Annotated in this window: 2 protein-coding genes; both read left to right on the top strand. The window is 70.1% G+C overall.

Annotated elements, in window-relative coordinates:
• The first annotated feature begins 452 nt into the window (after window positions 1-452).
• Window positions 453-1,160: a YcnI family protein gene (locus ECOMGDLI_RS00425; protein ID WP_158220802.1), complete on the top strand. Its 708-nt coding sequence runs from the start codon at window positions 453-455 to the stop codon at window positions 1,158-1,160.
• Between the two features lie 141 nt (window positions 1,161-1,301).
• The gene (locus ECOMGDLI_RS00420; protein WP_143447382.1) at window positions 1,302-2,255 is read left to right on the top strand and encodes a hypothetical protein; all 954 of its coding nucleotides are present in this window, start codon (window positions 1,302-1,304) and stop codon (window positions 2,253-2,255) included.
• Window positions 2,256-2,548: the final 293 nt, after the last annotated feature.

The following is a 2,548-nucleotide window of genomic DNA, read 5'->3' as shown; positions in this document are numbered from 1 at the left end:
TCGGATACTTCCTCGGTGCCGGCACAAAGACCACCTTCTCGTGGCTTCAGACCAGTCACCAGACCGGGGACGGTTCATGCCGTCGACACGACACGCTGCGCACCCCAAGGCCCACAGCCGGGTCACAAGAAGCGAGGCACCGCTGGCAACCACCGGCGGTGCCTCGCCACACCCCTTGACAGACCAGCCCTACATATCAGTCGAACGGCGTCGGGGGCGTTGTCTGCACCACCACCGGTCGTCCCGGCCAGTGTCGTGGAATGATCCAACCCTGAGTAGCACACCCCCGTCCGCGTCTTCGCGACATGCCGTACATCTCACCCGTGAGCGCCGTCCACCGACGGCCCTCCTCGGGTCCGTGATGTCCAGGAGGACTCCCTATGTGCGACAGCCAGCCACCACGAGCCGCACGGCGGGCCTCCCTGCGGTGCTCGGGACGTCACCTGGCCGCCGTGGTTCTGGCTGCGCTCGGAGTGCTCACCTCGGCCGTTGTCGCAGAACCCGCCTCGGCCCACGTCAGCGTCACCGCCGACGACGCCACCCGCGGCGCACCGGAGGCGCTCCTGACGTTCCGGGTGCTCAACGAGAACGAGGACGCGACGACCGTGAGGGTCGAGATCAAACTGCCCGTCAAGTTCCCGTTGGCGTCGGTCCGGCCCTCACCCGAGCCGGGCTGGATCGTCTCGACGACACCGACCACGTTCAACCCGCCGATCACCACCGCCGACGGCGCCCTCACCACCGGCGTCGGGACCATCACCTACACCGCCGCACCGGGCAACCCGGGCGTCCCCGTTGGCGGGTTCGTCGCCTTCAAGGTGCTCGCAGGACCGCTCCCGGCGGGCACCGAGTCGCTCGCGTTCCCCACCGTCCAGACGTACAGCGACGGAGTCGTGTCCCGGTGGATAACACCCACAGTCCCGGGAGCCGGCGAGCCCGACGATCCCGCACCTGTGCTGCGGCTAGGCGCCGGCGAGGGCGCCGGCGCCCTGTCTGCGGCGCAGGACGCTGGGCCGGGCTCCGTGACAGCCGCTGACCTTAGAGTCACCCGGATCATGGCCGTCATCGCGCTCGTGGTCGGTGGCGCCGGCGCCCTGTTCGGCGTCGGCGCCCTGACGCACGCCCGACGTGGCAACGTCACGTCCACGCCGTCGGCCTGACCCCGGCGCCGGCGTGACGCCCTTGCACTGCTGGCCATCACACGGGGGTCTCCTGTCGCGGGTCTCCTGTCGCGGGTCTCCTGTCGCGGGTCTCCTGTCGCGGGTCTCATGTCGCGCCACTGGTCGGCCGATGTTCTCACCGTGAGTCGACCCACTGTGCGCGGGCGCCGTCGCCCGCCGGCCGATGTCGCCGCGTGGTTGCGCGGCGGCCCGTCGCTGCGCGAGATGCGGGAGACGTTCCCCCACGAGTGGGCCAAGGTCGAGGCCCGGGTCGGTAGCTTCGTCCAGAGCGGGGCCAAGGACGCCCTGCGGGCATACCTCATGCAGGCCGCACAGACGCCCCGGCAGCGCATCGGGCACGCCAGGCCGCAGCGGGAGATCGTCGCCGAGGCTGTGCGGCAGCAGATGACCCTCGAAGCGATCAGGCAGGCCGCGCTCCGAGCAGAGACCGGAGCCACCGGCAGCACCATGCTCCGCCTGGGCCTGGCCAGCGGCTGGATCATGCAGCGCCTGTTCTTCGAGAGCGGGCTACGACGCAAGGCCGTGTCCTGGACCGCCTTTCGGCTGCTGTGGCCGCTCCTGCCGCACCGACGCCGGCTCATGGCCCTTGTGCGACCGCGCGGCGTCTACTGCTTCTACGCGCGACCCCTGATCACTGCACTGGCCCAACTCATCGACGGACGCCCGTGCTTGGAGATCGCCGCCGGCGACGGCACCCTCGCCAGGCTCCTCACCGACGCCGGCGTACACATCGTTGCCACCGACGACCACAGCTGGGAGGCCCACATCGACTACGGCGACACCGTCTTCAAGGAGAAGGCAGCCACGTCGCTACGCACCCGCCGCCCCGTGGTCGTCCTGTGCTCTTACCCGCCACCGGGCAACACGTTCGAACGCCTCGTCTTCACCACACCGAGCGTCGAGACGTACATCGTGGTCACCAGCAGCGACGAAGCGAACGCCGGCGACTGGAACGCCTACCGCGACCAGACCCCGTTCGCCATGACCGAGGACCCCGCCCTGGGACGCCTGGTCCTCCCGCACCACGGCCGGGTCCTCGTCTTCCGAAGGAGGACCGAGCTTCCTCTGTCGTGACGGTCCGGCACCGCTCAGGGTGCCCAACGGGCCGGGCCTGTTGGGGCCACGGGTGGCCGCGGCGTCGAGGTGTCGAGCGCGCGGAGGAAGACGATGGGGTGCCCTCGGGCCAGCGACGACGAGATCCGCGATGAGGCGGTGGGCGCCGGATGGGTGGACGGCCTTCTTGGCACCTGACGGCGAGCGTTCCAGGACTCACGCGTGCGGGAGGAATTCGTGGGTCTGGTGGCCGGTGGGTTCGAGCTGGAAGGTGCAGTGGTCGACGTCGAAGTGGTCGGCCAGGCAGTCGGCGA

The sequence above is a fragment of the Kineosporia sp. R_H_3 genome (genome assembly GCF_002198675.1).
Taxonomy (GTDB): Bacteria; Actinomycetota; Actinomycetes; order Actinomycetales; family Kineosporiaceae; genus R-H-3.
This window is presented reverse-complemented; position numbering and strand designations above follow the sequence as displayed.